This window comes from Rummeliibacillus sp. GQ308, from assembly GCF_059759115.1.
In genome coordinates this window covers 151,423-176,655 of the sequence record NZ_JCAXDQ010000005.1, presented here as the reverse complement: position 1 = coordinate 176,655, position 25,233 = coordinate 151,423, and the positions used below count along the sequence as shown (strand labels likewise).

Annotated in this window: 34 protein-coding genes; 27 read left to right on the top strand and 7 right to left on the bottom strand. The window is 35.9% G+C overall.

Going from position 1 to position 25,233, the window contains the following annotated elements; translation table 11 throughout:
• Positions 1–105 precede the first annotated feature (105 nt).
• Positions 106–462, bottom strand: coding sequence for a winged helix-turn-helix transcriptional regulator (locus tag AC6CHJ_RS15455; RefSeq protein WP_249775021.1), 357 nt, complete (start codon positions 460–462; stop codon positions 106–108).
• A 176-nt stretch (positions 463–638) separates the two neighbouring features.
• On the opposite strand from AC6CHJ_RS15455, the gene AC6CHJ_RS15450 reads away from it, so the two are divergent.
• The 5 genes from AC6CHJ_RS15450 (at position 639) to AC6CHJ_RS15430 (ending at position 4,774) form a co-directional block, all read left to right on the top strand.
• A complete protein-coding gene (locus tag AC6CHJ_RS15450) occupies positions 639–971 on the top strand; it encodes an antibiotic biosynthesis monooxygenase family protein (RefSeq protein WP_150285534.1) in 333 nt (110 codons plus the stop codon).
• 203 nt (positions 972–1,174) lie between these two features.
• Positions 1,175–1,999 carry an alpha/beta fold hydrolase gene (locus AC6CHJ_RS15445; RefSeq protein WP_249775020.1) on the top strand — a complete coding sequence of 275 codons (825 nt, stop codon included), beginning with the start codon at positions 1,175–1,177 and terminating at the stop codon, positions 1,997–1,999.
• Positions 2,000–3,019: 1,020 nt separating this feature from the next.
• Positions 3,020–3,274: a DUF7660 family protein gene (locus AC6CHJ_RS15440; RefSeq protein WP_150285532.1), complete on the top strand. Its 255-nt coding sequence runs from the start codon at positions 3,020–3,022 to the stop codon at positions 3,272–3,274.
• Between the two features lie 438 nt (positions 3,275–3,712).
• Positions 3,713–4,204, top strand: a complete 492-nt coding sequence (locus tag AC6CHJ_RS15435) for a DUF2716 domain-containing protein (RefSeq protein ID WP_150285531.1) — start codon at positions 3,713–3,715, stop codon at positions 4,202–4,204.
• A gap of 117 nt (positions 4,205–4,321) precedes the next feature.
• Positions 4,322–4,774, top strand: coding sequence for a GNAT family N-acetyltransferase (locus AC6CHJ_RS15430; RefSeq protein WP_498289218.1), 453 nt, complete (start codon positions 4,322–4,324; stop codon positions 4,772–4,774).
• A gap of 156 nt (positions 4,775–4,930) precedes the next feature.
• Here the strand turns inward: AC6CHJ_RS15430 and AC6CHJ_RS15425 are convergent, their stop codons facing one another.
• The gene (locus tag AC6CHJ_RS15425) at positions 4,931–5,383 is read right to left on the bottom strand and encodes a GNAT family N-acetyltransferase (RefSeq protein ID WP_498289216.1); all 453 of its coding nucleotides are present in this window, start codon (positions 5,381–5,383) and stop codon (positions 4,931–4,933) included.
• Positions 5,384–5,414: 31 nt separating this feature from the next.
• On the bottom strand, positions 5,415–6,188 hold the full coding sequence (locus AC6CHJ_RS15420; RefSeq protein ID WP_498289214.1) for a Cof-type HAD-IIB family hydrolase: 774 nt from the start codon (positions 6,186–6,188) through the stop codon (positions 5,415–5,417).
• Positions 6,189–6,394: 206 nt separating this feature from the next.
• On the opposite strand from AC6CHJ_RS15420, the gene AC6CHJ_RS15415 reads away from it, so the two are divergent.
• The 6 genes from AC6CHJ_RS15415 to AC6CHJ_RS15390 all read left to right on the top strand — a co-directional run bounded on the left by AC6CHJ_RS15415 (position 6,395) and on the right by AC6CHJ_RS15390 (position 10,453).
• On the top strand, positions 6,395–6,709 hold the full coding sequence (locus AC6CHJ_RS15415; protein ID WP_498289212.1) for an ArsR/SmtB family transcription factor: 315 nt from the start codon (positions 6,395–6,397) through the stop codon (positions 6,707–6,709).
• A 2-nt stretch (positions 6,710–6,711) separates the two neighbouring features.
• Positions 6,712–7,758: an ACR3 family arsenite efflux transporter gene (arsB, locus tag AC6CHJ_RS15410; RefSeq protein ID WP_392996617.1), complete on the top strand. Its 1,047-nt coding sequence runs from the start codon at positions 6,712–6,714 to the stop codon at positions 7,756–7,758.
• 15 nt (positions 7,759–7,773) lie between these two features.
• Positions 7,774–8,187 (top strand): arsenate reductase (thioredoxin), encoded by a 414-nt coding sequence (gene arsC / locus AC6CHJ_RS15405; protein ID WP_392996619.1) that lies wholly within the window; start codon positions 7,774–7,776, stop codon positions 8,185–8,187.
• A gap of 90 nt (positions 8,188–8,277) precedes the next feature.
• Positions 8,278–8,499, top strand: a complete 222-nt coding sequence (locus tag AC6CHJ_RS15400; RefSeq protein ID WP_498289210.1) for a hypothetical protein — start codon at positions 8,278–8,280, stop codon at positions 8,497–8,499.
• Entirely contained in the window at positions 8,486–9,862 is a 1,377-nt protein-coding gene (locus AC6CHJ_RS15395) for an NAD(P)-binding domain-containing protein (RefSeq protein ID WP_446739465.1), read from the top strand. Before AC6CHJ_RS15400 ends, AC6CHJ_RS15395 begins: the two co-directional genes overlap by 14 nt.
• 93 nt (positions 9,863–9,955) lie before the next feature.
• On the top strand, positions 9,956–10,453 hold the full coding sequence (locus AC6CHJ_RS15390) for a GNAT family N-acetyltransferase (RefSeq protein WP_392996625.1): 498 nt from the start codon (positions 9,956–9,958) through the stop codon (positions 10,451–10,453).
• A gap of 89 nt (positions 10,454–10,542) precedes the next feature.
• Here AC6CHJ_RS15390 and AC6CHJ_RS15385 read toward each other — a convergent pair whose 3' ends face one another.
• Entirely contained in the window at positions 10,543–10,938 is a 396-nt protein-coding gene (locus tag AC6CHJ_RS15385) for a VOC family protein (protein ID WP_498289208.1), read from the bottom strand.
• A 284-nt stretch (positions 10,939–11,222) separates the two neighbouring features.
• Here AC6CHJ_RS15385 and AC6CHJ_RS15380 point away from each other — a divergent pair, with 284 nt between their 5' ends.
• Positions 11,223–12,314: a DUF2157 domain-containing protein gene (locus AC6CHJ_RS15380; RefSeq protein ID WP_498289206.1), complete on the top strand. Its 1,092-nt coding sequence runs from the start codon at positions 11,223–11,225 to the stop codon at positions 12,312–12,314.
• The gene (locus AC6CHJ_RS15375; RefSeq protein ID WP_498289204.1) at positions 12,301–12,882 is read left to right on the top strand and encodes a GDYXXLXY domain-containing protein; all 582 of its coding nucleotides are present in this window, start codon (positions 12,301–12,303) and stop codon (positions 12,880–12,882) included. Before AC6CHJ_RS15380 ends, AC6CHJ_RS15375 begins: the two co-directional genes overlap by 14 nt.
• Positions 12,883–12,927: 45 nt before the next feature.
• Here AC6CHJ_RS15375 and AC6CHJ_RS15370 read toward each other — a convergent pair whose 3' ends face one another.
• The gene (locus AC6CHJ_RS15370; protein ID WP_498289202.1) at positions 12,928–14,184 is read right to left on the bottom strand and encodes a helix-turn-helix domain-containing protein; all 1,257 of its coding nucleotides are present in this window, start codon (positions 14,182–14,184) and stop codon (positions 12,928–12,930) included.
• 130 nt (positions 14,185–14,314) lie between these two features.
• On the opposite strand from AC6CHJ_RS15370, the gene AC6CHJ_RS15365 reads away from it, so the two are divergent.
• The 10 genes from AC6CHJ_RS15365 to AC6CHJ_RS15320 all read left to right on the top strand — a co-directional run bounded on the left by AC6CHJ_RS15365 (position 14,315) and on the right by AC6CHJ_RS15320 (position 20,144).
• On the top strand, positions 14,315–15,073 hold the full coding sequence (locus AC6CHJ_RS15365) for an SDR family NAD(P)-dependent oxidoreductase (protein ID WP_498289200.1): 759 nt from the start codon (positions 14,315–14,317) through the stop codon (positions 15,071–15,073).
• A gap of 200 nt (positions 15,074–15,273) precedes the next feature.
• Positions 15,274–15,534, top strand: coding sequence for a metal-sensitive transcriptional regulator (locus AC6CHJ_RS15360; protein WP_066790563.1), 261 nt, complete (start codon positions 15,274–15,276; stop codon positions 15,532–15,534).
• Positions 15,535–15,592: 58 nt separating this feature from the next.
• Entirely contained in the window at positions 15,593–15,940 is a 348-nt protein-coding gene (locus tag AC6CHJ_RS15355; protein WP_498289198.1) for a rhodanese-like domain-containing protein, read from the top strand.
• Positions 15,941–15,963: 23 nt separating this feature from the next.
• Positions 15,964–16,260 (top strand): rhodanese-like domain-containing protein, encoded by a 297-nt coding sequence (locus AC6CHJ_RS15350; RefSeq protein ID WP_249775007.1) that lies wholly within the window; start codon positions 15,964–15,966, stop codon positions 16,258–16,260.
• Between the two features lie 47 nt (positions 16,261–16,307).
• Positions 16,308–16,874, top strand: a complete 567-nt coding sequence (locus AC6CHJ_RS15345; RefSeq protein WP_147197993.1) for a sulfurtransferase TusA family protein — start codon at positions 16,308–16,310, stop codon at positions 16,872–16,874.
• Between the two features lie 64 nt (positions 16,875–16,938).
• On the top strand, positions 16,939–17,334 hold the full coding sequence (locus tag AC6CHJ_RS15340; RefSeq protein WP_498289196.1) for a DsrE/DsrF/DrsH-like family protein: 396 nt from the start codon (positions 16,939–16,941) through the stop codon (positions 17,332–17,334).
• Positions 17,335–17,424: 90 nt separating this feature from the next.
• Complete coding sequence (locus AC6CHJ_RS15335; RefSeq protein WP_498289195.1) at positions 17,425–18,552, top strand: MBL fold metallo-hydrolase; 1,128 nt, start codon at positions 17,425–17,427, stop codon at positions 18,550–18,552.
• Between the two features lie 85 nt (positions 18,553–18,637).
• A complete protein-coding gene (locus AC6CHJ_RS15330; protein WP_249775003.1) occupies positions 18,638–18,865 on the top strand; it encodes a sulfurtransferase TusA family protein in 228 nt (75 codons plus the stop codon).
• A 91-nt stretch (positions 18,866–18,956) separates the two neighbouring features.
• Positions 18,957–19,733, top strand: a complete 777-nt coding sequence (locus AC6CHJ_RS15325) for a sulfite exporter TauE/SafE family protein (protein ID WP_498289194.1) — start codon at positions 18,957–18,959, stop codon at positions 19,731–19,733.
• A gap of 21 nt (positions 19,734–19,754) precedes the next feature.
• Positions 19,755–20,144, top strand: coding sequence for a DUF302 domain-containing protein (locus tag AC6CHJ_RS15320; RefSeq protein ID WP_249775002.1), 390 nt, complete (start codon positions 19,755–19,757; stop codon positions 20,142–20,144).
• 107 nt (positions 20,145–20,251) lie between these two features.
• On the opposite strand, the gene AC6CHJ_RS15315 is transcribed toward AC6CHJ_RS15320, so the two are convergent.
• Positions 20,252–20,944: an ArsR/SmtB family transcription factor gene (locus AC6CHJ_RS15315; protein WP_498289193.1), complete on the bottom strand. Its 693-nt coding sequence runs from the start codon at positions 20,942–20,944 to the stop codon at positions 20,252–20,254.
• Between the two features lie 136 nt (positions 20,945–21,080).
• Between AC6CHJ_RS15315 and AC6CHJ_RS15310 the strand changes: the two genes are divergently transcribed.
• Positions 21,081–21,974, top strand: coding sequence for a DMT family transporter (locus tag AC6CHJ_RS15310; protein ID WP_498289191.1), 894 nt, complete (start codon positions 21,081–21,083; stop codon positions 21,972–21,974).
• Between the two features lie 197 nt (positions 21,975–22,171).
• Here the strand turns inward: AC6CHJ_RS15310 and AC6CHJ_RS15305 are convergent, their stop codons facing one another.
• Positions 22,172–22,504 (bottom strand): winged helix-turn-helix transcriptional regulator, encoded by a 333-nt coding sequence (locus AC6CHJ_RS15305; protein WP_498289189.1) that lies wholly within the window; start codon positions 22,502–22,504, stop codon positions 22,172–22,174.
• A 166-nt stretch (positions 22,505–22,670) separates the two neighbouring features.
• Between AC6CHJ_RS15305 and AC6CHJ_RS15300 the strand changes: the two genes are divergently transcribed.
• The 3 genes from AC6CHJ_RS15300 (at position 22,671) to AC6CHJ_RS15290 (ending at position 25,184) form a co-directional block, all read left to right on the top strand.
• Positions 22,671–23,522 (top strand): VOC family protein, encoded by an 852-nt coding sequence (locus AC6CHJ_RS15300; RefSeq protein WP_498289188.1) that lies wholly within the window; start codon positions 22,671–22,673, stop codon positions 23,520–23,522.
• Between the two features lie 208 nt (positions 23,523–23,730).
• Positions 23,731–24,168 carry a MarR family winged helix-turn-helix transcriptional regulator gene (locus tag AC6CHJ_RS15295; protein WP_147198018.1) on the top strand — a complete coding sequence of 146 codons (438 nt, stop codon included), beginning with the start codon at positions 23,731–23,733 and terminating at the stop codon, positions 24,166–24,168.
• Positions 24,169–24,236: 68 nt separating this feature from the next.
• Positions 24,237–25,184, top strand: a complete 948-nt coding sequence (locus AC6CHJ_RS15290) for a ring-cleaving dioxygenase (protein WP_392996649.1) — start codon at positions 24,237–24,239, stop codon at positions 25,182–25,184.
• Positions 25,185–25,233: the final 49 nt, after the last annotated feature.

Below are 25,233 nucleotides of genomic sequence, written 5' to 3'. Positions count from 1 at the left end.
ATCTGTCGAGGCCATCTACTTAGAATTAAAATAGCTAAATCTTAGTACAACAATAAAATACCTTACATATAAGGTATTATAAGATGTTATAAGTTGGTTTCCTCATTAAGAAGCCTCTTCTGGTTGTGCGATTTCATATTCACCTTCTGCATACTCTTGCTCCGCATAATGGCTTCCCCATTGACAAAGCTCCTGCAAGATAGGTTTAAGAGATTCTCCAAGTTCAGTGGATGAATATTCAACCTTCGGTGGTACTTGATTATACATCTTTCTGCTCACAAGTCCACTGTCTTCAAGCTCTCTAAGTGTTTGAATCAGCATTTTCTGAGATATATTTGGGACAATGCGCTTTAATTCACTCGTTCTCTTTGGTCCATTCATTAAAAAGTGTAATACAAGACCTTTCCACTTTCCGCCAATAACTTCCTTTGTCACTTCAAAACCACAACTAAATTTTTTCAAGTCTAAACCTCTCCATTCCACATTTATTACTTTTTAGTTACTATATCACAAAAAAGTAGGTACTTCCGTTAATGTGCTTACTAAAGGATACTATATCTTGTAAGTTGTTCTTCAAGTACTTGGGGAATGGTGTAACAGAATCGCCGCAAAATATAAAATTTATAGGAGGAGTTAATATGACCAATCAACTAGTTCAACTCAATATTCGTTTTAAGGCTAAACCAGGGAAGAAAGAAGAATTCCGCAAGGAGCTTTTTTCTCTAATTGAGGAGATGTCATCCGAAAAGGCATTTATTAGCGCTATTGTTTCGGATAATCTGGATCAACCGGATGAACTGCTCATTTATGAAACATGGAAAGGCACGAGAGATAGCTGGCTTGATGAAGAATTTACTAAACCATACCGCAAGAATTATGAAGTAAGAGTGGATGATTTAATTGTGGAAAGAAGCGTTAGCTGGTTGCAACCTATCCGTGAATGGGGAAGTCATATAACGAATGCATATTAATTTTTATAAATGAGAAATAGCATCTACAACTGTACAAATGGGCGAAGTCACAATAGCTGTCTTCGACGATACCTGCGGCAACCTTATTAAGATAATGCAGGAGTAAACTTTATTTATGGTAGAAAAAGTTATGCAATAGAGTGTTTTTATAAACAAATTAACAACAACTTTATGTTGAGACCTACTAGAAGGAGGAAAGGATCATGGCATTTTTCGAAACAAGTGACGGCGTCAAATTGTATTATCAGCAAAAAGGAGAAGGACAACCGATTGTGTTCGTCCATGGCTGGTCATCAGATCATACAGCATTCGATCAACCATTTGAAGAATTGAGCAAAAAGTTCAATGTAGTGTCTTTTGATTTGAGAGGACATGGCGCTTCTGATCGCCCGGAGCATGGTTTGACATTGAAGAGATTTGCTTCCGATTTGGAAGAACTAATGGAGCATCTTAACTTGATGAATGTCACATTAGTTGGACACTCGATGGGGGTTTCTACGACATTCGAGTATGTAAAAAACTTCGGTGTATCCAGATTGAAGGCCGTATCGTTGTTCGACATGACACCAAAATTAGTCAATGAAGAGGATTGGAATTTAGGTCTTTATCACGGGAAATATATGAGGGAAGACTTATTGAATGATTTGACAGTGATCAATGATAGCTTGATGGAATTCGCAAAGCCTTTCTTTAAAGTGACCGTCCCATACATGACTGGTGAAATGATGGAAGAGCAGCTCAATTTAGTAGTCAACGGCAATACCCCTCATGTATTAGCGGCAATGTGGCATGCGATGGCAGTTGGCGATTATCGTGACGTGTTACCACAAATCACTGTACCAACACAAATTGTGTATGGAGATAAGAGTACACTTTACTCAAAAGAAACAGCGGAATACATGAAGGAACAGATTCCGAATTCTGAAGTGATTCCGTTTGAAAACTGCACGCACTTATTAGTTGCGGAAGATGTAGTAAAAACAGCAAAAGTAATTGAAGAACTTGCAAGTTCTATGGTGAATTCATAAATAATGAAGGGGCTGTCTAAAAAGTCCCTAAAATGAAGAAGGTGGAGAAAAATAAATCGTTTTCTCCACCTTTTTTTTTGATTTTACGTTTTATAAGGTGGTTTCTGCACAAGAGGCCTACCACTTTTAGCAAGTTATGAGCCATTGCACCTTTTCAGGTCCCCGTGTCGGTTCCCCTTCTCCTTTGTGCACAAAGCCTTCAGTGGACAATCACCACACTCTTCACATTCGTAGATTTTGAAGTCCTGTACAAAGCCGAGGGTTTCTTTTTCTTCATGTACTTCTTGAAGTGAACACGGCGGCCGTTCGGACAAATGAACAAGTTGTCCTCTTCTACATAATCCCAATTCTTTGCATTGTATGGATTGTCCGGTAGTCGGGTTTTTACATCGCCGCGAGCCACATGGCGGGAATGTTCTCCATTTAAACTAAACGGGGCTTTACTTCAATAATGATCTTCAACAATCGTGCGCGTTTGTTGAATAAGTACCGATAAAAATAATCAAGCCTGTAAGTATGGTATAAAGTAATTTTTTATATGTATAAATTATTTTCTATATAATGGTAGAACAGGCGACAACTTTTTAATATATAGGTAGGGCGTATTGGCGAAAATTTATTTGTTTTACTGGTGTTCCAGTCGAGAATTATTTTATCATGTAACATTAGGTTGGCTTTTAATAAAGGACGGATACAAATAATAAGATCTAATGAAAACAACCTCTGTGGGTAAAATATCCAGTAGAGGTTATTTTATTCTCTGAAAGTAGAGGAACTTTTATCCCAGTGAATTCTTCGAATCAATTCATAGAGGCGGTCATACAAGGTGACTGTTGATAGAGTTATTTACACAACAAAACCAGTTTCCTATGTTAATGTTATTATAAGGGTATAAAAAATATTAAACCTTGGGGATAGTGGAGGAGATTGATATTATTATTTGAATATTTAGTAAAAGTTTAATAGAAGAAGGAAATACCTAGTCTTTTGATGAAAATTATTAATAAAGGTGGCATAAAGATGGAAATATTTGAAATGGCAGATAACGTAAATAGTCCAGAAGATTTAATTGAATTTATAAATCAATTAAGAATGGATTTAAAAATTAATAAGGATGAGTGGAAGAATATAACACTTGAAGATTACTTAGAAGCGATGGAAGCTTGTGTTAATGAAATGGATGAATATAATGTATATGATACTCAAATACTTCCTAAGCAACCCTCTTGGAAGATTATATCTCTAATACTATTTGCTGCGAGTATATATGAATGATGTTTGACTATTGGGGAGCTTTGCTTTTGTACAACAAGGATTTATTAAATATACAAAACAATCATAATAAAGGCTTCAGATAAAGGTGGTATTCCCATAATTTTGCGCATTTATGAGGTAATACTGTAGAAAATAATCAAACTACTTTAAATTAACTAAAAAATGTTAAAGAAGCATCCATATTGATTAATGGATGCTTCTTATTAATCTTAGTGTAAAGGGTTTATTAGGGACTTTATTCAAACTTTATCTTAAAGCTACTACTGACATATTCACCTGAAATAAATAATCTAATTATGAACACGATTCAAAATTGGATCGTGCTTTTTACATAGAGGGACGAAAGGGAATAACCAACTTAACTGAAATAATGTAATAATAAAGTTGAGAATACAGATTATAAATGTTCAACTGTTTAGATAGTAAAGGGGGAGTTTAATGAAGAATTGGGTTCCGCTTTTAGAAAAAGAAATGGGTCAAATTTGGGACCGGATATATAATGATTTTGAATTCGAACCAAGTACGTCTATATTTCCATCTTTTAATGTTCCACACCCTTATATAACTTATAATGTTTCTGGCTATTTCGGAGATTCATCAGATTTAAGTGCTTATGATGACCTTGAAGAAAAAGTGTTAGATGTATTTAAAGAGTGCACAATGCTTGGAGAATATATACTAGCACTCGATTGGCAACACGAATGTTATTGGATAAATCCACGCTTAGAATTCGAAAGGGATGAATTCGGAGAATGGGTTATACCAATCTTTCCGAATGGTGATTACTATTTCTTTATTCAGAAGGATTTTATGTGGGGCATTTTAGGACATCCTTGGGAAAATAGTATAACTATATTTGGAAAAGAACTAATAGACGCTTTTAATAAAAACAAGCCTAGAATGTTTCGTAAGATTTTAAGACAGGGCTAATTCTTTAACTTTATATAGCATTGTAATAAATGAGTTCCCAACTTTAAGTCATATATAAAGAGATACGAAAAATGCCAATAAGGCATAGATAAAAAAATCTAATTGGGGGAAAGGGATTTGATTAAAGAAATTGATATGACGAATTCGAAATTTGCTAATGAAGTATTAAACGTTCAATTGTTATCGTATAAAGTAGAAGCAGAGTTAATAGATTTTTTTGAATTGCCACCACTTAAGGATACAGTTGAGAGCTTGCAACAAAGTGGAGAAGTTTTTTATGGTTTTTATATAAAAGAAGAGTTAAGTGGAATCATTTCTATAAAGATAGAAGAGGGTGTAATGGATATACACCGATTATTTGTCCGTCCTAAACATTTTAGAAAGGGCATTGCTAGGGAACTATTAGATTTCGTTCAAAGCATTCGAAAAGAATTTCAAAAGATTATAGTTTCAACAGGCTCTAAAAATGCACCTGCAATAAACTTTTATAAAAAGAATGGATTTGTAGAATTAAAAGAAATGATGGTTGATGGAGGTCTAACGTTGACCATGCTTGAGAAGAAAGTATAAAGTGAAAAAATTCTACTTTAGGATGTGCAGTAGCATATCCTGAAGGGTCACTCCCGTTCTGAATTAATTTATTCAAAACGGGTTTTTTATTGAAAAATAGAGTGCTTTCATGTTTTTTCAATTATTCTTGTAGAAGTTGAATAACGGCAATAATCCTTATTTCTCCAATTCCCAATTCAGCATATTGTTTTTAGGTTCCGTTCTTTTCATTTGCAGTTTTTCTAAAACCCTTATGGAAGAGTGGTTATCATGCAAGCATTCAGCGACTACTTTTTCTACTTTTCCAGTGGAGAAAGCCCAGTTAATTATTTCTTTCACGGCTTCTGTTGCATACCCTTTCTTTTGTGCAGAGGGGATAATTGCATAACCTACTTCCACTGTTTTTTGTGAATCAGGTTTTCCTTTAAATCCCATATCACCAATAATCGTATGATCTTCTTTATTGATCACAAGCCATACACCCCATCCTGAAAGAGAAGGGTCATCTTTTAATGCTAACAAATACATATCTACATGTAGACCGATTACATATTCTTCGGTTATTGAGAACCGCTGTAATGACTCTTTAGTGCACGGTGTGATTATAAGTCTTTCAGTTTGTAGTTCCATTTATATCTCCTTTTAATTAAACTATCGGGAGCTATATAATCCCGAATTTTTTTAAAGCAAAAGATATACCATCTTTGCTAGACTTTTTAGTCACAAAATCTGCAACCTTTTTCAATTCCTCATTGCCATTCTCCATTGCAATACCTAGTGCTACGGATTCCAACATATCAATATCATTCTCTCCGTCACCGAATGCAATGGCTTCTGACTTATCAAAACCAAAATAATTTAAAACTTTATTAATCGCTAATGATTTGGAAACGTCTTCCTGTAAAACATTCAATATAAAAGGATGCCATCTTTTAAATAGTAGATTTGGGAATTTTAATTTATAGCTTTTCATCATGTCATCGTCTGCGAAAATGCACATTAAGTACACTTCAAGATTATGTATATGTGGGTTTGAAGCAGGATAATCACTCAATGATAAAGTTTCCTTTAAGGCCTTTAATATGTTTTCATTCTTTACGCCATTCATACTGAAATCTTCTGTATAGAATGATAGGGCATGATTTTCAGCAGCGGCAAATTCAATAAAAGAGCGCAAAATGTCTTGATCCATAGGTACTTTATGAACAACATGTTCTTTATGTTTCACATATCCACCATTAGCAGTTATAAAGGTATCAATGCCTAATGCCCTTAACTCGTGACACATGGATAAGGGTCTACCTGTTGCAACGACAACCTTTAAATCCTTTCTTTTTAAAGCTAAGATGGCCTCTTTAGTGCTCTCTGAGATACTGCCGTCTCTATGGTCTGTCAAAGTTCCATCCACATCAAAAAATACAATCTTATAACCCATCGGAAGCCTCCTTTCGAAAGATAAAAGTCAGTATACTTAATTATATAAAAAAACTATATATTAACAAATCAAAAAATTGCGTCATCTTTTAATTATAAGTAATTAAATAGTAAGCTGAGTGTCACGTATTTTATACTCTTGCATATTTTAATAAATAAGCGTACGATTATATAAGGTAATGCTTATATATAAATGAGGTGAGGATGATGGATTTACAATTGATGGAGAAGCAGCTCAAAGCGGTGAGTGATTCTAATCGATTAAAGTTGTTAGCCAGTTTGAAGAATGGTGAGGTTTGTGTATGTGATTTGGTTGATATATTGCAAGTTTCACAACCAGCTGTAAGCCAGCAGCTACGTAAATTAAAAGAAGCTAATATTATTCTAGAAAGAAAAAAAGGGACATGGAAGCACTATAGATTAAATGATAGTCAAACGCCTTATATCCAAGCCATCATTGATGAATTAGCGCCTATCTCATTGAAAAATTGCCTTTGCTCGATTAACGAAGGGGAGGCATAAATGTGAGAAAGCCATTAACAAAACAATTATCATTTCTCGATCGTTATTTAACAGTATGGATTTTCGTAGCGATGGGTTTAGGGATTGTGCTGAGCATGATTGCTCCTTCGTTTAAGGATACATTAGATAAATTATCTGTCGGTACAACATCTATTCCGATTGCCTTAGGCCTTATAGTGATGCTGTATCCTCCACTGGCAAAAGTAAAATATGAGGAAATGTGGAGAGTATTTAAGGATTGGAAAGTATTAGTCCTGTCTTTGTTGCAAAATTGGCTTTTAGGTCCATTTTTAATGTTCTTCTTAGCAATCATATTTTTACATGATTATCCAGAGTATATGGCAGGACTGATTATGATTGGTATTGCACGTTGTATTGCTATGGTTATAGTATGGAACGATTTAGCGAGAGGGGATAGTGAATACGTAGCTGGTTTAGTAGCATTTAATTCCATATTCCAAATACTGTTCTACTCAACTTTTGCTTATTTCTTCTTAAATGTCATGCCTGGTTGGTTTGGTATGGAGAATTTATCGCTAACAATCTCCATGTGGGACATCACTAAAAGTGTCCTAACTTATCTAGGTATTCCATTTGCTGCAGGCATTTTAACGCGACTTATCGGTATTAGATTGAAGGGGAAAGAGTGGTACCAAGAGAAATTCATCCCTAAAATTTCACCTCTTACATTAATCGCTTTGTTGTTTACTATCGTCATGATGTTTTCATTAAAAGGGGACAAAATTGTTGCCTTACCACTTGATGTGTTACGTATTGCAGTACCATTATTGATTTACTTCTTAATTATGTTTGTAGTGTCATTCTTTGCTTCTAGGAAGGCTGGAGCAAGTTATCCAGTGACATCAGCTCTCTCCTTTACAGCTGCAAGCAACAACTTTGAGTTAGCTATTGCAGTGGCTGTCGCTGTATTTGGTATAAATAGTGGCGAAGCATTCGCCGCAGTTATTGGACCGTTAGTAGAAGTGCCTGTTCTTATAGCGTTAGTAGGTGTTTCGTTGAAGTGGAAAGACAGATATTTTAAATGCTGAAAAAGAGGATATAGAATGAAAAAATTGTACTTTTTATGCACGGGTAATTCTTGCCGTAGTCAAATAGCTGAAGGGTTTGGAAAAAAGTATTTGGATTCTGAATGGGAAGTACGTAGTGGCGGTATTGAAGCACATGGATTGAATCCCAAGGCTGTGAAAGTAATGAAAGAGGTAGGGATTGATATTTCTAATCAACAATCTGAAATGATTGATCGTGAATATCTAAATCAAGCCGATTTAGTTGTGACTTTGTGCGGAGATGCTGAAATTAGATGTCCTCTGACTCCCTCTCAAGTGAAACGTGAACATTGGGGGTTCAATGATCCAGCCAAAGCAACTGGTTCAGATGATGAGGTATGGCAAGTATTCCAAACAGTTCGCGATGCTATTGGTCAACGCATTAGAGAATTTGCTCAAACAAATGCCTAGAGATTCTAGGCATTATTTTCAATTTATATATAAGGGTTTACTTATATAAAATAGACTTGTATGTCAAGTTGTGACTGTTAGGAGATTAGAATGGTAGTTAATCATGCAAGTACATTATCAGTAGAGTACTTTATTCAATACCTAGAATTAGTGATGAAGTCGAGACAAATTCCTTTAAAAGAAGCGGAACAATATATGCGTGATCAATTTTTTAAGGGTAACCCACATTCGTATGGGGAAAGTACGGCTTCGCATTTTATACAAGCAATACAACACATAGAAAAGAAGGAGAATGAAAATGAAAGAAATTAAACTATTTACGACAAATACATCATCATGCTGTGGTGCAGAAACAATAAAAGAAACTTCTTGCTGCTCAGAAATACCAAGCCAACTGTCGTATAATCTTGACTTACCAGTAGCTATTATTGGGGCAGGTCCAGTGGGTCTTGCTGCAGCTGCAAATTTAGCAATGAATAAAGTGCCTTTTATTGTTTTAGAGTCAGGCCAAGGTGTAGCTCATAATATTCGCAAGTGGCAACATGTTCATTTGTTTAGTCCATGGCAATACAATATTGATAAGATTGCACGCAAATTGCTAGAAGAAACGGACTGGGAATCACCTCAAGATGATATTTTACCAACTGGTAGAGAACTAATAGAACAGTATTTGGAACCATTAAGTGAATTGCCTGTGATAAAAGAATCGATTTATTATAATTCAAAGGTTGTTTCTATTTCTCGGAAGGAAAATGACAAAATGAAAACGAAAAATCGTGAAAAACAACCCTTTGAAATTTATGTTGATAATCATCAAGAACTGAAAATTGTAGAAGCGCGTGCCATTATTGATGCAACCGGGACATGGGGTAATCCAAATCCAGTTACTTCTAATGGCGTTTGGCTTTCTTCTGAAAGGGCTTGTCAGGATTATATTGAATACGGCATTCCCGATATTGTGCAGAATACAACCCGCTATGCAAATAAAACGATTGCAGTAATTGGTGGCGGGCATTCCGCCATAAATACATTGCTTGAATTAGCAGATCTTCAAATAAAATATCCACAAACAAAACTAATTTGGATATTACGCAAAAAGCATATCTCGGATGCGTTCGGTGGAGAAGAAAAAGATGCATTAGAGGCAAGAGGGGCTTTAGGTACGAAAATTCATTCCTTAGTTGATGCAGAAAAAGTGGAAGTGTATACACCGTTCTATACAATGCAAGTTAAGTCAATAAACGAACAATTGGAGCTTATAGGTCGCTACAATGGTGAAGTGGTATCTATTAAGGAAATTGATGAGTTAATTGTTAATACAGGCAACCGCCCAGATTTTTCAATTGAGCAAGAGCTTCGATTATCTATTGACCCGGCAACAGAAAGTGTGAAAGCACTCGCACCGTTAATCGATCCAAATCTTCATAGCTGTGGGACAGTCCGTCCTCATGGGGAAGAAATTCTTCGTCAACCAGAACATGGACTATATATTGTTGGCATGAAAAGCTATGGTCGTGCTCCCACATTCTTAATGGCGACTGGTTATGAACAAGTTCGTTCTATTACTGCCTATCTCGCAGGGGATATAGAAGCCTCCAAACGAGTGGAGCTTGATTTGCCTGAAACTGGGGTTTGTAGTACAAATTTAAATAATGCCGATTCTTCTTGTTGTTAATAAAGGAAACAGGATATATATGAAAAGAGACCATTATAGTAGATGGTTTCTTTTCTTAATCATATAACAAGTATCACAGGGGGTATCTTTTGGATGGCGAATAATTTTGAAGTTAGAAAAATGTTAGATACAGATTGGTCTAGAGTTAAGGAAATTTATTTAGAAGGTATTGCAACAGGACATGCTACATTTCAAACTGAAGCACCGTCTTTTGAAGAATGGACTGCATCACATGATTCCACATGTAAAATGGTTGCTGTAAAAGACGGAATAATAGTTGGTTGGATAGCAATAAGCCCTGTCTCTAGTCGGAGTGTATATAAAGGAGTAGGCGAAATTAGTATATACATAACAACACAAGTAAAAAACAAAGGGATTGGTACAGTATTATTTTCAAAACTAATAGAGGAAAGTGAAAAACAAGGATATTGGACATTGCAATCTTCTATTTTCAAAGAAAATAAGGCAAGTTTAAATTTGCACAAGAAGCTAGGTTTTCGTGAGATTGGATACAGGGAAAAGATAGCACAGCATCACGGTGTTTGGAGAGATGTTATATTATTAGAGCGCAGAAGCAAAAATATAGTTTAATTGAATATATTATTATTTACATAAAGAAAAAGAAAGAACTGAAGTAGAGCGTATCAGTTCTTTCTTTTTTAATGGATATTTAGACTGCTTTATGGTGCAGTTACCATCCAGGTAACCCCGTATTTATCTACAAGGTCTCCATAGTATTCGCCCCAAACTTGTTTTTCAAATGGATGCTTAAATTCGCCGCCTTCGCCAAGCTTTGCATATACCTCTTTAGCTTCATCCTCACTATCATATGTTAATGCAAGACTGATGCTGGTATTAAGAGGTGCCTGTTCTAAAGTATCGGACATCATAAGCGTATTGCCTCCAGCCACCTTCACAGCTAGATGCATCACCTTATCCTTTATTGCTTCTGGGGTTCCTGGGGTTTCGCCATATGTTTTAAGTGTAATGATTTCCCCACCTAGGGCCTCTACATAAAAGTTCGCTTGTCCTTTAGCATCTGTAGACATTAGGTAAGGGTTTAATTGTACTCCCATTTTCAACAACCTCTCCAATATAAATTTTGTGTGAAGGATAAAGATTCTTTTAATCTATATACGCCCATTTTGCTTTAATATCCTTCTAAGATGTTTAAAATTTTTTAATTATAACATGGGGAACTGTTTTCAAAAATAAAGCGTCCAGGTTTGTAATACTTTTACAAAAGAGTAACGGATATACGGTATTATAGGTATGTATCATAATTATTTTTGAATTTACGTACTATAACATAGTGGGAAATAAAGAGAAATTGGTGAAAGATCGAAAGGGGGTCAGCAATATGAAAAGGTCTATTAAGAAGTCGGAATATCAATGGTTGAAGCGGGAATTGGACTTTTTTGAGAAAGAAGGATCCATTCAGGCTGCACAAAAAGAAGAACTTTTGGAGCACTACGAGGTAACGGGTGGTGTAAATTTTATCCGTATACTTCTTACGGTGGGTGCATTTTTGATTGGGATTGGGATGTTAAGCTTTATAGCAAGTAATTGGATGTATATGAGTAAAACAGTAAAGTTTCTGCTCATAATTATTTCAGTGATAGGAGTCAATGGTATCGGCCTTAAAGTAGAAAACCATAATCCAAAATTGGCCAGAACATTGTTTTATATAGGCTTTTTGTTTTATGGTGCGGGTATCTTCCTGACAGGGCAAATGTTTAACTTAGGAGGTTCTTTCCGAAATGCATTTTTGGTATGGGCTTTAGGAGGCCTACCTATTGCATATGTCTTGAAAGATAAGTTGCTACTCATATTCATAACAGCTTTGCTATTTATCTATCAAATGAGTTACATGTTCGATGGAGAGACTTCGCTTCCATATATTATGCTGATCGTCCTGCCAATTATGTATCTTATCAGTAAGCATATCCACTATTCAGTTCCATATGTGTTCTGTATGAATATATTAACGGTTCAATTTGCTGTTTTACTAGCTTTTACTTTTATAGATTATGATAGTCCAATAGCCGTTCTTTCTATTTTATTTATATTTTTAATTGGTATAGTTATGCTATTTATTCCTGTGAAGGAAAAGCTGAAGGCTATATTTGAAATACAAGGTCACTTCATTCACGGTGTCAGTGGGATTATCCTAACATTTGGCTACTTCTGGAGAAATTCATTGTTTGGAGAATCATTTTATATTGTGTTTAGTTTGGCGTATTTAGTACTAGTGCTCTTCTTTATTAAGAGAGGTAGCCTGCTGAATATTATGATTCTGTGCGCACTAATTCTACGTTTTTATATAGATATTTCTTATGACTTCTTACCAAAATCATTGGTATTTGTTATAGGAGGAGCTATATTCATCGGCTTCGGTATTTATATAGATAAGCAAAGAAAGAAAGGGGGAAAGTCATTTGCTGAAGAATAACTGGAAGAAGTTGATTGCCTTTTCACTACCTATTCTTATATTGATAGGAATGTCTATTCCCCCATTTCTAACGATAACTACAGGAAACACGATAAAGCTAGAAACAAGACCTGTGGATCCCACTGATTTGTTCAGAGGGGATTATGTTAGATTAAACTACAAAGCAGAAGAGGTAAATATTTCGATATTAGACAAGGAATTAAAAGATTATTTTAAAGTGAATAACTCTTCTTTTTATGATAAGCCAGTAGTTGTCTATTCAGTCTTAGAGAAAAATGAAAATGGTATGGATATTGTGAAGAAGGTAGTAAAGGATCAACCTGAAGAAGGTATTTATTTAAAAGGGGAAATCAATTATTTTCCTTTGAACTCAAGCAATGAACCTGATAATCAAATTGTAGAAATTAATTATCAATTAGATAAATTCTTTGTCCCCGAAAATACAGGGAAGGACTTAGAAAATGCCATTAATCGGCCGGTAAATAAGAACACTTCTGCCATAGCAACTATTAAAGTACGAAAAGGGCATGCGATTTTAGACAAAGTGGAAATTCAATCGACGAAATAGATTAATTTAAAACGCAGGTCCTCTCAGTGAGGGGCCTGCGTGTTTTTAGGTTTCACTAGACTGATGATCAGAAAAATGAGCATTTCTAAACTGCCGGGGAGTTAAGCTCGTGTATTTTTTAAAGGTTTTTATAAAATAACTTTGATCATGGAAGTTTAGCCAGGTACCAATATCTGAAATAGAGTAATTTGTTAAAAGTAATAGTTTCTTTGCTTCTTCAACGCGTTGTCGTTGCATGTATTCACTTATTGGTATTCCAACTTCTTTTTTGAATAGTGATGATAAGTAATTTGGACTTAAATGACATACTTCTGCAAGCTGATCGAGAGTGATTTCCTCGTAAAGATGATCATAAATATAGTGATGACAAGTAGTTATTGTAGGAGAATATTTTTCAGTTTTTATTTGGTTCACCCGATTGGTAAAATCCTTTATAGCTTCTTCCGTTAATTTTAAAATGGTTTTTAAGGTTCCTAATTCCTCAATACGTTGGATATAGAAATCACTTAAAGTGAAGGCAGTTTCATCGTTTAATCCCCCTTCGATAGCCGCTCTACAAACAAGAGCTATTCCCGTTATCATTAAGTTTTTTTCACTTCTAAGGCGATTTCGTTTCGATAATAATCCTAATTCTGCCTCACCGATAATAGAGTAATCAAAAATATCCTGTAATTTATCAATTCGTCCGTTTTTGACATAATCAAGCAATATTTGCTCATAGGAAAGATTGGAATGAAAGATGAAATTTCTCCTTCCTTTTGACAGTTCAAGTTCTGGATTTTCAGTTTCAATGATATCTAAGGCTAATGCCTTATTATTTTGAATTACCATCGATTGATCTAGCTTTTTTTGGTACACCAAATAATAAACCAAGAGACTAATCGTTAGAAAGTGCTCACTGTCGATAATGGGAATGGATTGATAATATTCAATGAGTTTTCTTTTATGAAGCTTTCCTTTAAAAGAATCAAAAATTTTACTCACATCCTCATCCGTTACTTCGGATACAAGGGTCGGACCTAAAATAATGGTGCCCCAAAATGAATTTTTATTCTTCAGGTTAATAAAGAAAAAATTCAATTTAGAATTTGAAAAAAAGATAGGAAAGTCATGTGGGCTTTCTTCATAAGTGTAGACGCTGATTTGCTTTTTGATTTGATTATAATATGGGTTATCTCTTAGGTTTCTCCCTGAAAATTCATGTTCTATTTCACCAAACTGATTGAGGTAAAAAACAGGTATATCATGAACTTTATAAATCATCTCACATATATAATGTAAATCCTGTATAGCTATTTCCATATAGAATATACTCCCTTAAAATTTTTTATGGAGCGTAGATAAGAACTATTAATCGTAAGATAATACAATATTAATTTATAAACAAGTAATAAAATCATGGATGTAAGCTAATAAAAGGGAGGAAATGAACATGGAATTAGCAGGTAAAGTAGCTGTCATAACTGGAGCAGGAAGCGGAATTGGGAGAGCAAGCAGTCTAAAACTAGCAGGTAACGGTGCAACGGTGGTGTTGGTCGACTTTAATCAAGCAACAGGGGAAGAAACATTAAATCTTGTAAAAGAACAAGGCGGAGAAGGTATCTTCGTAAAGGCTGATGTTTCAAAAACTGAAGATGTACAAAATTACGTAAAAAGTGCAATCGACACATACGGACGCATCGATATATTTTTCAATAATGCAGGTGTTATTCAACGATTCGCACCTTTTACTGCAGTAGAAGAATCTGAATTCGATCGTATTATGTCTATCAATGTAAAAGGTGTCTTCCTTGGAATGAAATATGTGTTGAAAGTGATGGAAGAGCAAGGAAGTGGTTCTGTCATTAATACAGCTTCTACTGCAGGAGTACGTCCTGAACATAGTGTAGCTGTATATTCTGCAAGTAAACATGCGGTTATAGGTTTAACAAAAGGTGCAGCACTTGAATATGCGAAAAAAGGAATTCGCATCAATGCACTTTGTCCAGGCGGGGTCAAAACAACCTTAACAACTAATGTTGAAGCTCAATTTGCAGAAGGTGGCTATGTTCCTGAAGAGGTTTCCAACATGAGAATGGGACGTTATGCTGACCCAGCAGAGCTTGCTGAAATGGTTGCTTACTTAGCTTCAGATAAAGCAAGCTATATGACAGGTTCAGTTGTTCTTGTCGATGGCGGTTTAACTTTATAATATAAGAGTTTATTTAATCCGTTTGCTTAACATTAGCAAACGGATTTTTTACTACAGTCAGATCGCAAAATCTGCCTGTTTAATACGCACTTATTTAAACTAATTTAAAGAATGTTGCTTTTCTTTTGTTGACAATATACCACGAGGGGTATATTATTGCTTTATGAACAAGAGAACAAAGAGATGAGGAGGGGGTATGAATGAATTCCTATGACGATAAAGTCAAAAATCGAATGAAACGAATCGAGGGCCAACTCAGGGGAATATTAAAAATGATGGACGAAGGTAAAGACTGTAAGGCTGTCGTCACTCAATTATCAGCTGTGCGATCTGGTGTTGACCGTACAATAGGAGTTATTGTGAGCCAAAACTTACAAGAATGCCTCTTGGAAGCAGCAAGTCAAGATGCTGCCAATGATTCGGTGCAGGAAGCAGTGGATTTGTTAGTTAAAAGTCGTTAAAATACGATTTTTATTTTTAATCAAATTATACCCTACATGGTATGTGAGGTGAGTTTCTATGAGCATGTGGATTATTATTGCTATTGTGATTCTGTTTTTCCTTTGGCGGTTAAGACCTGTTAAAGGAATTAAAACAATAACTACAGTTACATTAAACAGGATAATAGATGATAAAGATAAAGTATTTGTGGATGTAAGAACACCTGGTGAATATAAAACTCGGCATATTCGTCAGTTTAAAAATATTCCATTAGGATCGGACTTTTCGAAACTTCCGAAAGACAAAGAGATTGTTGTGATTTGTCAAAGCGGAATGCGTAGCGCTCAAGCCTGCAAACAATTAAAAAAACTAGGCTATGAAAACATTACAAATGTTCGTGGGGGCATGAGTGCTTGGAGAGGTTAATAAGTATTGTAGGAGGGTAAACATTGAAAGAAATTACTGCAAAAGAAGTTCAACAACGTATAGAAAATGGTGAAAAGTTAAACCTAATTGATGTTCGTGAGGTAGATGAAGTACAAGCTGGCCATATTCCTGATATCATGCATATTCCACTAGGTTTGCTCGAATTTCGTATGCATGAGTTAGATAAAGCAAAACCCTATATTATGGTTTGTCGTTCTGGTGGACGTAGCGGCCAAGCAACACAATATTTACAAGGCTATGGGTTTGATGTAACAAATATGGCTGGTGGTATGCTTTCCTGGGAAGGTAATGTTGAGTAAATTTTTAATTTAAAATATACCCCACGCGGTAATAGGAGGTTTGTAAAATGCAAATAAAAGCAGATCAACAGCTAGATTGTAAGGGACTTGCTTGTCCTATGCCAATTGTCAAAACAAAAAAGGCAATGAATGAAGTAGAGGATGGTCAAATTTTAGAAGTTCAGGCTACAGACAAAGGTTCTATTGCAGATTTAAAAGCATGGAGTGAAAGTGTTGGCCATCAGTATCTTGGGACAATACAAGAAGATGGAGTGTTACTACATTACATCCGTAAAAGTTCTCATGACACTGGAGAAGAAAAGACATTTGAAAAAACCATTACGAATGATGAAGTAATTGATCGTGTTAGTAAAGGCGGCATAATTTTGGATGTGCGCGAAGAAGCAGAATATGCATTTGGCCACATTGAAGGTTCTAAATCTATACCGATGGGAGAATTAGAAAACCGTTTAGATGAACTAAATAAAGATCAAGAGATTTATGTCATTTGTCGTACAGGTACACGCAGTGATTTAGCAGCACGTAAACTCTCTGACAAAGGTTTTACAAAAGTCTATAATGTCCTACCTGGAATGGCTTCTTGGCAAGGGAAAATATCCCGCATTAACGGGTAGTAAGAGCCCCACCTTAATAGCGGTGGAGCAGTATCAAATAATATATTATTGGAGGAATTTTATTATGTCTAACAAAGTAGCAATTATCGCAAGTAATGGTGGTTTATTTGACGCTTATAAGGTATTTAATATCGCAACTGCAGCAGCAGCAACAGAAAAAGAGGTAGCTATCTTCTTCACATTTGAAGGCCTAAACTTAATTCATAAACAAGCAATGCAACAATTGCCAATGCCAGAAGGACGCGAACACTTTGCAGAAGGATTTAAAAAGGCAAATGTACCAAGCATCCCAGAACTTGTAGAAATGGCGCAGGAGTTGGGCGTGAAGTTTATCGGTTGCCAAATGACGATGGATGTAATGGGATTAACAAAAGAAGACTTCATTGATGGTATTGAAGTAGGTGGAGCTGTTACGTTCCTTGAATTCGCGAAAGATGCATCACCAACTTTAACATTCTAGTAGAATAGAAATAAATATGAGAAAACGAGTGGAAGGGTCATCCCTTCCACTATAAAAAATAAAAATAAATACCTATGGGGGTAGTGTGATATGACAATTAATAAAATGACAGCAGCACAGGTTGCTCATAAGGTAATTGAAAAACAGCCGTTATTTATTTTAGATGTGCGTAACACAGATGCTTATGAAGATTGGAAAATTGAGGGCCAAAACTTTGAGTATTTAAATATTCCTTATTTCGAATTACTAGATGGAGTAGATGAAATCCTGCCAAAACTACCATCAAATCAGGATGTATTAGTGGTCTGTGCAAAAGAAGGTTCTTCGAAAATGATCGCTGAAATGCTTTCAGATGCCGGAAGAGATGTATTCTATCTTGAAGGTGGCATGAAGTCTTGGAGTTCTTATCTTGAACCTATTAAAGTGGGGGATTTAACTGGTGGCGGAGAACTTTATCAATTTGTCCGTCTAGGAAAAGGCTGTCTTTCGTACATGGTTATTTCTGAAGGAGAAGCAGCTGTAATAGATGCAGTTCGTTTCACAGACATATTTACAAACTTTGCAAAAGAAAAAAATGCTGAGATTAAATATGTTTTTGATACACATCTACACGCTGACCATATTTCAGGAGGACGGCACATTGCAGAGGCAACTGGTGCAACATACTACTTACCGCCAAAAGATGCAGATGAAGTAGTATTTGAATACATGCCTCTAGAGGACGATGTGACAGTAAAAGTTGGTGCCTCTCAAATTGAAGTGGGTGCTCTTTACTCACCTGGCCATACAATAGGATCTACATCTTTCATCGTTGATAGCAAGTATTTATTAACAGGCGATATTTTGTTTATTGATTCTATCGGACGTCCTGACTTAGCGGGCCTTGCAGAGGATTGGGTAGGTGATTTACGTGAGACTTTATATCATCGTTACCGCGAGTTGGCAGAGGATCTAATTGTTTTACCAGCACACTTTATGATCATCCAAGAATTAAATGAAGACGGCACTGTAGCAAAACGTCTAGGTGATTTGTTTGCACAAAACCATGGTCTAAATATTGAAAGTGAAGAAGAGTTCCGTCATACAGTTACGGATAATTTACCGCCACAACCAAATGCATATCAGCAAATTCGTCAAGTAAATATGGGAAAAGTCACTCCTGATCAAGATGAACAAATAGAAATGGAGATTGGCCCAAATCGCTGTGCCGTACGTTAGGAAAATCTGAAAGGTAAAAAGCAGAGGAGGAGTAGAGATAACTCCTTCTGCCAACAAATTTTATTAGTTAAAGGAGATTAATGAAATGGAAATAAACAAAGTTTTAGATGCAAAAGGATTAGCATGTCCAATGCCGATTGTACGAACTAAAAAAGCAATGGATACACTAGAATCAGGGCAAATCTTAGAAGTGCAAGTAACTGATAAAGGGGCATTAGCTGACTTAACAGCTTGGACAGCTGCAGCAGGCCATACACTTTTAGATCATAAAGAAGAAGCAGATGTATTAACGTTCTATATTAAAAAATCTTAATGATAAAAGTGAGTTGTGGTACGACTCACTTTTCTTTTTAACCGGAAGGCTTGCACACTTCAGGTTTAGTTGTTAGAAAGAAGGAAATAATATGGATATAAATTATATGCTACTTCTTTTTGCTATCGGTTTTATCGGTTCATTTCTTTCGGGCATGCTTGGAATAGGCGGTGCTATTGTTAAATATCCGATGCTCCTGATGATTCCGCCTCTATTTAGCTTTCAGGCTTTAACGGCCCACGAAGTCTCTGGGATTAGCGCACTAGATGTATTAGTTGTATCGATCGCAGGTGTTATAGGATTTCGTAAAGGGGGCTATTTAAATAAATCGTTAATTACCGTGATGGGGTTATCAGTTCTAGTAGGAACATTTATCGGCAGCTTTGGTTCGCAGAGTTTAACTGAGGAACAAGTTAACATTGTATATGGTATTTTAGCACTGTTAGCAGCTATTATGATGATCATTCCAAAAAAGGCGAAAGATGATCTTTCCTTAGCTGAAGTGACGTTCAATAAACCGCTAGCAGCTGCCTTAGCGTTCATTGTCGGAATTGGCTCTGGCATTGTAGGTGCAGGTGGAGGCTTCCTACTAATACCTATTATGTTGTTGATACTTCGCATTCCGACACGAATGACCATTGCATCCAGCTTAGCCATTACATTTATCTCGTCTATTGCGGGATCAATCGGTAAAATCTCAACTGGGCAAATTGAATACAAAACAGCGATGATTGTAATTATTGCGGGTTTGATTGCAGCTCCTATAGGCGCAAAAATAAGCAAAAAAATAAACACAAAAGTCTTGCAAGGAATCTTAGCCGTTTTAATATTGGGAACAGCCATAAAAATTTGGGTAGATATCTTATAAAAAAATTGGAGGCTTGATCGTATGGATTTTCACTATACAGTGCTAACAACTAAAACAATAGATGAAGCAATTGAATCTATTGAAAAAAACCTAAAAGAAAATAAATTCGGGGTACTTTGGCAACTGAACTTAACGGAAACTTTACAGAAAAAAGGTGTCAACAGTTATCAAAAACCTTACAGAATACTTGAGGTTTGCAATCCAGTAGAAGCGGCCCGTGTACTAGCGCATAATCCATTAGTCGGTTACTTTTTACCATGTAAAATTGCGGTGTATGAAGAAGAAGGGCAAACAAAAATAGGTTTGCCTAAGCCTACAGCAATGATTGGTTTATTAAACGATGACGAGCTAGTTGGCATTGCGAAAGAAATTGAAGAAATCCTTATTGATGTCTTAGAGAAAAGTAAATAGCAGTAACGGAAAAATAAAGGGTTATCTTGCCAAAACATTGAATGGCGGATAACCCTTTTAATAGTTTGAACAGAAAAGAATATAATACATAAAACATACATTTAAAGCTATATTGAAATTTCCAGTCCAAAATATTCCTTAAAACCTATTTTCCCTTTGTCTGTAATTATAATTTCACGCGAATTCGCTCTAGCCTCTATCCATCCCAGTTCTATATACCTTACAAATAATCCATTTCCTAAAGCACCTCCCAAATGATGAGTGCGTTCACTCCAGTCGAGGCATGCATGAGAAAAGGAACGCCGTTTTTTAGATAAACCCACTATATCTACTCCTAGGCTATTAAAAAACTCTTCTCCTTTTACTGTTACAATAAACTGTTTATTACTTTTTTCTATGTATCCATTATCTAGCATTATAGTTGTTAATTTAACACTTATGCGTCCTGCTAAATGGTCGTAACAGGTTCTTGCATTTTCTAATCTTTTTAATTGGCTTGATTGTTTTAAAGAACGAACCTCGGGTGGGGAGGATATAGACATAAATACCTCAAGAGTATTAGCTACCTCTTCATTGGCTAATCGAAAGTAACGGAAACGCCCATGCTTTTCACAAATTACAAGACTATTTTCTTCTAATTTTGAAAGGTGAAAGCTGGCTGTCTGAGGTTTGATTGAGGCCATGTAAGCTAGCTCGCTTGCTGTATGAAATTTTCCATCCATTAAAGCCGCCAGTATAGTTGCCCGCGATTTCTCTGTAAGTAAAGCAGTTAGGGCCGTGATATTAGGATGTATACTCAAATTGATCACCTCTGCATTCCATATTTCGATGAACATCGTATTATCTAACTTTTATAATAATACTAAGGAACCTGATCTACAAGGAAGGTAGGGGTTTTTTTATTCACAATGAAATTGAATTGGAGGTTCAGTATTAATGAAAAAATATAGCTTTTTTACATTAATCATCTTGACTACTATCTTAATGGGTTCTTCTTTTGCCGTAGGGAAAATCGGATTGAGCTACTCATCTCCCTTGTTATTGGCTGGACTACGTTTCTTTCTAGCAGGATGTATTATGAGTGTTATTGTATTGGTACAAAAAAGGCCACATCCTATTGCGATAAAGGATTGGGGAAGAGTGATAATTATTGGTTCTCTACAAACCGCCGGAGTAATGGGATGCATATTTATAAGCTTAAGAACTATATCTGCCAGTGAGTCGTCTATTTTAACTTTTATGAATCCTCTTCTAGTTATTATTTTCGGGACTATTTTTATGGGCAACCGTTACAAATGGTATCAATGGAGTGGAGTCATTCTAGGGTTTTTAGGAGTTGGAATTACCTTAGGAGGCATTAATGATTTTAGGATTGGGTTAGTCTTTGGAGCATTCGCCGCTATATTTTGGGCTCTTTCTACATTATTAGTTAGTAGATGGGGTGCTGATTTTAATACTTGGGTACTTTCCGCCTATCAAATGTTATTCGGCGGAGGCATTCTTATAATTTTAAGTTTACTACTTGAAGATCCATTCTTTCATATTAATAAATATTCATTATTTATTCTCTTATGGTTAAGCATAATGTCTTCAATTGTTCAATTTGCAGTGTGGTACTTCCTTTTACAAAAGGGTGACCCAGGCAAAACGAGTTCATATCTATTTTTAGCCCCTTTTTTTGGTGTTCTAACTGGGAACGTTTTGCTAAACGAACATATTTCCTATTCGCTTATAGCGGGAGGCACTTTCATTTTAATAGGCATTTATCTTGTAAACAATAATTTCAAGAAGAAAACAACATTTGATACTAGTTATCCAAAGATAGATTGAGAATCTAACAAGAGTAAATTAAGGAGCGATAAAAGGTGGGAGATAAAACCTGAAAAAATTATTTTAATGAAATTATCAAGTATTATTGTTGTATAAATAATTACTTGTCTATTTAGGTTATATCTTATATCAAAAGGGTTATCTCGCCAAATCAATGAATGGCAGATAACCCTTTTTTATTGATAGATAATCCAATATTAATCTTCAAGGAACTCAGCTTCCGGTTTAATCCAAGCTTGGGACCAATTTTCGATTTCTTTTAAAATAGATTCCATAGATTGCCCTTTTTCTGTTAGTGAGTATTCGATGATAACGGGAGTTTCTGGAATAACTTCGCGCTTGATAATATCTTGTGACTCTAAATCCTTCAATCGATCTGATAATACCTTTCCGCTTATGCCAATCGAAGTTTGAATTTCATTGAATCGTTGGGGACCCATCAGTAATTGATAAATAATTAACGCGGTCCACCTCTGGCTTAACAATGAAATAGCTTTTTCAAATTTAGGGCAAATTGTAGGTAGTTTCATTTTTTCAGTGCACCTCTCTTATAGTTGATTTTACCACAAAATGAAATTCAGTTATAATATTAAACTTAATAACTTGACAAAACTTAATAATATAAATAAACTTACTTACATAAAGTAACTTACTTAATAAAAATCAATTGTGCTTAATATAAGGAGGACTACAATAATGATATTTCATACTAAGCCCACTACATTTGTGGGGCATGTCAAAATAAAAGTACAAAACTTGAATCGTTCTTTACAGTTTTATAAGGGTATACTTGGTTTTGATATTTTAGAGCAAACTGCTTCTGCAGCAAAACTAACTACAGATGGAAAAACCAGCTTTCTATCGCTTGAACAACCTGAAAACGTAATTCCTAAACAAGAAAGAACAACCGGCTTATATCATTTTGCCATCTTATTGCCGGAACAGAAGGACTTGGCTAATATTGTTGTTCATTTAGTGCAAAACGGTATTCGTTTTGGTTCTTCAGATCATCTCGTTAGCGAAGCACTTTACTTGAATGACCCAGATGGAAACCAGATTGAAATCTATCGCGACCGAGTTCCCTCTGAATGGAAATGGAACGACAATGAAGTAGACATGGCGGTTGATCCGTTAGACTTCGACACTTTGTTAAAGCATGCCACTCCGGATCAGCCTTGGGATCGTATGCCGAAAGCTAGTGTAATGGGGCACGTTCATTTACATGTGTCAGAGCTTATCAAAACGGAAGAGTTTTATGTGAAAGGCTTGGGAATGGAAGTCGTGAATCGTTTTGGAGATCAGGCATTGTTCCTTTCTTACGGAAAATACCATCATCATCTAGGTGTCAACACATGGAATGGTGTAGGAATTCCAGCACCATCCGAGAACAGCGTTGGTCTTGAATCATTTACGCTTCTATTCGATAATGATGAGGTACGTAAACAAGCAGTAATGAATTTGGAGAAGATTGGTGCAAAGATTCTTGAAGAAGAAAACCAGTATGTGACTGTTGATCCTTCTGGCAATCGTATTGTATTAGCAGTATAAAAGTAAATTTCAACTAGATTATGGAAAAGCCCTTTATGAATGGTTATAGCCTCGGCTATCCGTTATAAAGGGCTTTTTTGGGTATCTTATAAGAAGGTGAGACCACATTTTAAAGGGAAATAAAAAAACATCTTTAATTCGAGATATTTTTCTTGTAATTTCTTCACTTGAGGTGTAAAGTGATAGTAACAAAAGGAAGTGAGTCGTATTGAAGAAGAATACTTTAGGTTCATTAATCTGGCTTCGCATTGCTCGTTTCACGCATCAAAGCAATTTATTATCAAATGACTTTTTAAAACAATTTGATATTACGGTTGCGCAGTTTGATGTATTAAATCAGGTTTCGATTTATCAACCTATCACACAAAGTCAGCTCGCCGAAAAAGCAACCTTGTCAGAGGGCGGTATTTCACGTATGCTCACACGGCTAGAAAAAGAGGGATATATCCAACGAAAGCAAGACTGGAAAACAAAATGGATTGTCCTTACTCCACAAGGGGAGCGCAAAATAGAGGAAGTTTTTGATCATCAGCTTGCTTTTCAAACGGCTATTCTTGATGAGTGTTTGACAGAGGAAGAACAGAAAACACTATATATGTTGATGAATAAGCTACAAAAACATACTGAAAACAAATTAGAGAATTAGATGCGCATGAATCTGCGCTATCATTTTTGATTATCACTTAACGTGTAAAGTAAAAGGGGGATTTATTTATGTATAAAATAGCAGGTCACCACCATATTTCAATGATTACCAAAAGTGCAAACAAGAATAATCATTTTTATCGGCATGTTCTTGGGTTGCGCCGTGTAAAGCTAACGGTGAATCAAGATGATGCATCAATGTATCACCTGTTTTTCGGGGATAAAACAGGTAGCCCAGGCACTGAATTATCATTCTTTGAAATTCCACCCGCAGGAAAAACGCATCGCGGTACAAATGCCATCACAAGAATTGGATTGCTGGTTCCATCAGAAGACAGCCTGCATTACTGGCAATCACGCTTAGATGAAAATGGCGTGGCTCATAGTGGGGTGGTCACTTATGCTGGCCGTCCTGCCTTGAAATTTGAAGATCCGGAAGGCCTTCGCTTAGTGTTGCTTGCTGCAAACGGTGAAAAAGTAGCGCACTGGGAAACATGGTTGAAATCTGAGGTGCCAGCTGAACATCAAATACAAGGGATGGGTCCTGTAGAAATTACAGTGAGAAGACTCGAAAAGCTAGCAAATACTCTTACGGATCTTTTTGGTTATACTACAGTACATTATTCAGAGGATGAAGCGATATTTCAATCCATCAAGGGAGAGCCTTTTGGTGAAATAATCGTGAAGTACCTAGATGGTCCTACTGAAAGACCGGGACGTGGCAGTATACATCATTTAGCCATCCGAGCAAAAGATGAAGAAGAGCTTGCTTTTTGGGAGGAGAAAGTACGGGCACGCGGCTTCCACACCTCTGGCATCATTGACCGCTTTTACTTTAAAAGCTTGTACTTCAGAGAATCAAATGGAATTTTATTTGAAATAGCAACAGATGGACCAGGCTTTGCAATAGATGGAGATGTGGAACACTTAGGCGAAAAACTTGATTTGCCACCGTTTTTAGAGGAACGCAGAGCAGAGATTGAAGCACATTTATCTCCGATTGAAGAAAATGAATAGAAGAACGTATAGATGCAATATATAAATTAAAACTATATTCTAGGAGGAA

Bases quoted from the DNA above. Each gene is read 5' to 3' on its own strand.
- AC6CHJ_RS15450 (WP_150285534.1), top strand. From the start codon at position 639: ATGACCAATCAACTAGTTCAACTCAATATTCGTTTTAAGGCTAAACCA.
- AC6CHJ_RS15445 (WP_249775020.1), top strand. From the start codon at position 1,175: ATGGCATTTTTCGAAACAAGTGACGGCGTCAAATTGTATTATCAGCAA.
- AC6CHJ_RS15440 (WP_150285532.1), top strand. From the start codon at position 3,020: ATGGAAATATTTGAAATGGCAGATAACGTAAATAGTCCAGAAGATTTA.
- AC6CHJ_RS15435 (WP_150285531.1), top strand. From the start codon at position 3,713: ATGAAGAATTGGGTTCCGCTTTTAGAAAAAGAAATGGGTCAAATTTGG.
- AC6CHJ_RS15425 (WP_498289216.1), bottom strand. From the start codon at position 5,383: ATGGAACTACAAACTGAAAGACTTATAATCACACCGTGCACTAAAGAG.
- AC6CHJ_RS15420 (WP_498289214.1), bottom strand. From the start codon at position 6,188: ATGGGTTATAAGATTGTATTTTTTGATGTGGATGGAACTTTGACAGAC.
- AC6CHJ_RS15415 (WP_498289212.1), top strand. From the start codon at position 6,395: ATGGATTTACAATTGATGGAGAAGCAGCTCAAAGCGGTGAGTGATTCT.
- arsC (WP_392996619.1), top strand. From the start codon at position 7,774: ATGAAAAAATTGTACTTTTTATGCACGGGTAATTCTTGCCGTAGTCAA.
- AC6CHJ_RS15400 (WP_498289210.1), top strand. From the start codon at position 8,278: ATGGTAGTTAATCATGCAAGTACATTATCAGTAGAGTACTTTATTCAA.
- AC6CHJ_RS15395 (WP_446739465.1), top strand. From the start codon at position 8,486: ATGAAAGAAATTAAACTATTTACGACAAATACATCATCATGCTGTGGT.
- AC6CHJ_RS15390 (WP_392996625.1), top strand. From the start codon at position 9,956: ATGGCGAATAATTTTGAAGTTAGAAAAATGTTAGATACAGATTGGTCT.
- AC6CHJ_RS15385 (WP_498289208.1), bottom strand. From the start codon at position 10,938: ATGGGAGTACAATTAAACCCTTACCTAATGTCTACAGATGCTAAAGGA.
- AC6CHJ_RS15380 (WP_498289206.1), top strand. From the start codon at position 11,223: ATGAAAAGGTCTATTAAGAAGTCGGAATATCAATGGTTGAAGCGGGAA.
- AC6CHJ_RS15370 (WP_498289202.1), bottom strand. From the start codon at position 14,184: ATGGAAATAGCTATACAGGATTTACATTATATATGTGAGATGATTTAT.
- AC6CHJ_RS15365 (WP_498289200.1), top strand. From the start codon at position 14,315: ATGGAATTAGCAGGTAAAGTAGCTGTCATAACTGGAGCAGGAAGCGGA.
- AC6CHJ_RS15360 (WP_066790563.1), top strand. From the start codon at position 15,274: ATGAATTCCTATGACGATAAAGTCAAAAATCGAATGAAACGAATCGAG.
- AC6CHJ_RS15355 (WP_498289198.1), top strand. From the start codon at position 15,593: ATGAGCATGTGGATTATTATTGCTATTGTGATTCTGTTTTTCCTTTGG.
- AC6CHJ_RS15345 (WP_147197993.1), top strand. From the start codon at position 16,308: ATGCAAATAAAAGCAGATCAACAGCTAGATTGTAAGGGACTTGCTTGT.
- AC6CHJ_RS15340 (WP_498289196.1), top strand. From the start codon at position 16,939: ATGTCTAACAAAGTAGCAATTATCGCAAGTAATGGTGGTTTATTTGAC.
- AC6CHJ_RS15335 (WP_498289195.1), top strand. From the start codon at position 17,425: ATGACAATTAATAAAATGACAGCAGCACAGGTTGCTCATAAGGTAATT.
- AC6CHJ_RS15330 (WP_249775003.1), top strand. From the start codon at position 18,638: ATGGAAATAAACAAAGTTTTAGATGCAAAAGGATTAGCATGTCCAATG.
- AC6CHJ_RS15325 (WP_498289194.1), top strand. From the start codon at position 18,957: ATGGATATAAATTATATGCTACTTCTTTTTGCTATCGGTTTTATCGGT.
- AC6CHJ_RS15320 (WP_249775002.1), top strand. From the start codon at position 19,755: ATGGATTTTCACTATACAGTGCTAACAACTAAAACAATAGATGAAGCA.
- AC6CHJ_RS15310 (WP_498289191.1), top strand. From the start codon at position 21,081: ATGAAAAAATATAGCTTTTTTACATTAATCATCTTGACTACTATCTTA.
- AC6CHJ_RS15305 (WP_498289189.1), bottom strand. From the start codon at position 22,504: ATGAAACTACCTACAATTTGCCCTAAATTTGAAAAAGCTATTTCATTG.
- AC6CHJ_RS15300 (WP_498289188.1), top strand. From the start codon at position 22,671: ATGATATTTCATACTAAGCCCACTACATTTGTGGGGCATGTCAAAATA.
- AC6CHJ_RS15290 (WP_392996649.1), top strand. From the start codon at position 24,237: ATGTATAAAATAGCAGGTCACCACCATATTTCAATGATTACCAAAAGT.